At 68.1% G+C, this 3,645-nt stretch carries 2 protein-coding genes; both read left to right on the forward strand.

Going from position 1 to position 3,645, the window contains the following annotated elements; all coding sequences use genetic code 11:
• Positions 1-2,162: TonB-dependent siderophore receptor (locus ACDELDRAFT_RS20155; RefSeq protein ID WP_050784213.1), on the forward strand; the 2,162-nt coding region annotated here is incomplete at its 5' end.
• A 212-nt stretch (positions 2,163-2,374) separates the two neighbouring features.
• Positions 2,375-3,628 (forward strand): NAD(P)/FAD-dependent oxidoreductase, encoded by a 1,254-nt coding sequence (locus ACDELDRAFT_RS20160; protein WP_005799916.1) that lies wholly within the window; start codon positions 2,375-2,377, stop codon positions 3,626-3,628.
• Positions 3,629-3,645: the final 17 nt, after the last annotated feature.

Genomic DNA, 3,645 nt, shown 5'->3' on the forward strand with positions numbered 1-3,645 from the left:
GGCGCCCGAAACGGCGCCGGCCGTCCCCCCTTCGCCCACTGCCCGCCAGCCCGTCCGAAGCACCACCATCGGCTGCTGACCCGTCGCAGCCTGACGTGGTGGCGCCGCGGGCGCTGGACAGCGTCACGGTCTCCGGCGCCCGCGAAAGCGCTTCCACCCATTTGCCGCTGTCGGCCAGGGAAACACCCCAGTCGCTCAGCACCGTGGCCCGCGAGCAGATCGAGCGCCAGTCGCTCACCAGCGTCGATGCCGTGCTGCGCAATGTGACGGGCATTGCCGTGAGCTTTTACGACACCCAGCGGCCGCTGTATTTTTCGCGCGGCTTCCAGATCACGGATTTCCAGGTCGACGGCATCCCCACCTACAGCGGCTCCACCAACCAGGAGTACGACACGGCCCTGTACGAACGCGTGGAGGTGGTGCGCGGCGCCAACGGCATCCTGACCGGCGTGGGGGTGCCGTCTGCCACCATCAACATGGTGCGCAAGCGCCCGCAGCGGGAATTCGCCGCAACGGTGGCCGTGACGGCGGGCTCATGGGGCCTCTACCGGGGCGAGCTGGACATGAACGTGCCGCTCACCGCCGATGGCAGCGTGCGCAGCCGCCTGGTGCTTGCCCCGCAGATAAAGGAGAGCTTCCGCGACCGCTACGCCGAAGACAAGACGGCCGTGCTGGCCGCTGTAGAGGCCGACGTGGGTGGTTCCACCGTCGTTTCGCTGGGCTTTCAGCGCCAGTCCAACGAGCCGACCGCGCCCATCTGGGGCACCGTGCCCCACTTCGCCACCGACGGCAGCCGCATCGACCTGCCGGTGTCCACCAGCTTTTCGCCCGCCTGGACACGCTGGGAGCGCACCTCGTCCACCGCCTACGCGGCGGTGGAACACCAGATCAATGACGACTGGCACGCCAAGGCCAGCCTGGCCCGCACCGAAGGCGACACCTTCCGCCTGGTCACCTACGGCTATGGCGCCACCACGGCCAAGGCGCCCTTCATCGACCGCGCCACGGGCAGCGGCGCCACGCTGTATGCCGGGGTGGGTGGTGGCAGCGAAGCGCAGGACTCGCTGGACGCCTACGTCTCAGGCAAGTTCACGCTGGGCGGCCGCAAGCACGACCTGGTGGTGGGCTTGAGTTCATCGCGCACCGAATCGGTCACCGACGTGTACAACTCGCTGACCGCCTGGAGCTACACCATTCCCGATATCTACACCTGGGACGGCAACGCGCCCATGCCCGCCTACTCGCGCACCGGCGCCTGGCGCAACCAGACCACCCGCCAGGCGGGCGTCTATGCGTCGGCCCGCTGGCGCCTGACCGATCCGCTGTCGCTGCTGACGGGGCTGCGCGTCACCGACTGGCACCGCCAGACCGATGCCTACGGCACTACGGGCGCCTACACCGGCACCTCGGCCATCCAGGACGAAACCCGAAAAGTCACCCCCTACCTGGGCGTGGTGTACGACCTCAGCCCCACCGTGTCGGCCTATGCCAGCTACACGCGCATCTTCAACCCGCAAAACTACCGCGACAAGAACAACGTGCCGCTGTCGCCCGTGGTCGGCAGCAACGCCGAGGCAGGCATCAAGGCCGACCTGTTCGAGCGCCGCCTGCAGGCTTCACTGGCCGTGTTCAGAACGCTGCAGAACCACTATGGCGTGCGCGACAGCAGCCAGCCCAGCGGCAGCCTGCCCGATGGCAGCTCGGCCTATGTCGCCGTCGACGGAACGCGCTCGCAGGGCTTCGAGATCGACCTGTCGGGGCGCATCCAGCCGGGCTGGCGCGTGAACGCAGGCTTCACCAAGGCCCGGGTCACCCGCAATGCCTCCGACCTCATCTACGCCAACCTGCCCGAGTACCAGCTCAAGCTGGGCACCGACTACCAGTTCAGGGGCGCGCTCGCCCCGCTGTCGGTGGGCGGCGACCTGCAATGGCAAAGCAAGGTGGAGGGCTTCAACATCCCGCACCCCACGCTGGGCACGACCACGGTCACGCAGTCGCCCCTGGCGCTGCTGAACCTGCGCGCCACCTGGGCCTTCAGCCCCAAGCTCAGTGCCACCCTGGCCATCAACAACCTGACCAGCAAGAAGTACTGGGCCAACCTCGACTACCAGAACTACGGCGATCCGCGCAACGTGAGTCTGACCCTGCGCGCCGCTTTCTGAGCACCGCCTGGACGCCATGCGCCTTCGCTCGCTTTGCCGGCCGATCAGAAAAAAGGGGGCCGCACGCCGGTGGCCCTTGCGCGACAGCCCGCGGGGTGGCCCCGGCAGGCTCCGCGCGCTTTGCATGAGCGACTCACTCCGCCAATGCAGGACGGCGAGCGACCGGCCGTGACGGCACAATCAGCACCCTTTGCCAACCCCTTCCCAACCACGTGCCGACGATTCCTTTCTTTGACGCCATCATCATCGGGGCCGGTGCGGCCGGGCTGTTCTGCGCCGGCCAAGCGGGCCAGCGGGGCCTTAAGGTGCTGCTCATCGACCATGCCGAGCAGGTGGCCGAGAAGATCCGCATCTCGGGCGGCGGGCGCTGCAACTTCACCAACCAGGACATCGACCCGCGCGCACCCCACAAGCACTTCGTGGGGCAGAACCCGCAGTTCTGCCGCTCGGCACTGTCGCGCTACACGCCGCAGGACTTCATCGCCCTGGTGCGCAAGCATGGCATTGCGTTCCATGAAAAGCACAAGGGCCAGCTGTTTGCCGACCGCTCGGCCGAAGACATCATTGCCATGCTGCTGGCCGAGTGCACGGCGGGCGGCGTGACGCGCTGGCAGCCCTGCGGCGTCAGAAAAATAGCCTTTTCACCCTCTAGCGCAAGCGCCTCGGGCGGCGATAGCTATCAAATTGATACCGACCGGGGGCCGGTGCAGGCACGCTCGCTGGTGATTGCCACGGGGGGGCTGTCGATCCCCAAGATCGGCGCAACCGATTTCGGCTACCGCATCGCGCAGCAGTTCGCCGTGCCACTCGTCGAGCGCCGGCCAGGCCTCGTGCCGCTCACGTTCGACGGTGACGCGTGGGCGCCCTACGCCCAGCTGGCGGGCCTGGCGCTGCCGGTGGAGATCAGCACGGGGGCCAAAAAAGAGCGCATGTCCTTTCACGAAGACCTGCTGTTCACCCACCGGGGTTTGTCAGGCCCCGCCGTGCTGCAGATTTCAAGCTACTGGCAAGGCGGCGCCCCGCTGGCGATCAACCTGGCACCGGCGGTGGAACTGGGCGAGGCCCTGGCGCGGGCCAAGGCGCGCTCGAAGAAACTCGTCGCCAACGAACTGGCCATGCTCGTGCCTAGCCGCCTGGCCGATGCCTGGGTGGGCCAGAGCCCCGCCAACCCCGACTGGCAGCGCCCCATCAACGAGGCGTCCGACAAGGCCCTGGCGCGCCTGGCCGAAGGGCTGGCGCGCTGGGAACTCACGCCCACGGGGACCGAAGGCTACAAAAAGGCCGAGGTCACGCTGGGCGGCGTGGACACGCGCGCCCTGTCGCAACAGACCATGGAATGCAAGGCGCAGCCGGGCCTGTACTTCATCGGCGAGGTGGTGGACATCACCGGCTGGCTGGGCGGCTACAACTTCCAGTGGGCGTGGGCCAGCGCCCACGCGTGTGCACAGGCGCTGCCCGCGCAGTGAGCCGCCCGGCCGGCGCT

The organism is Acidovorax delafieldii 2AN, from assembly GCF_000175235.1.
Lineage (GTDB): Bacteria > Pseudomonadota > Gammaproteobacteria > Burkholderiales > Burkholderiaceae_C > Acidovorax > Acidovorax delafieldii_B.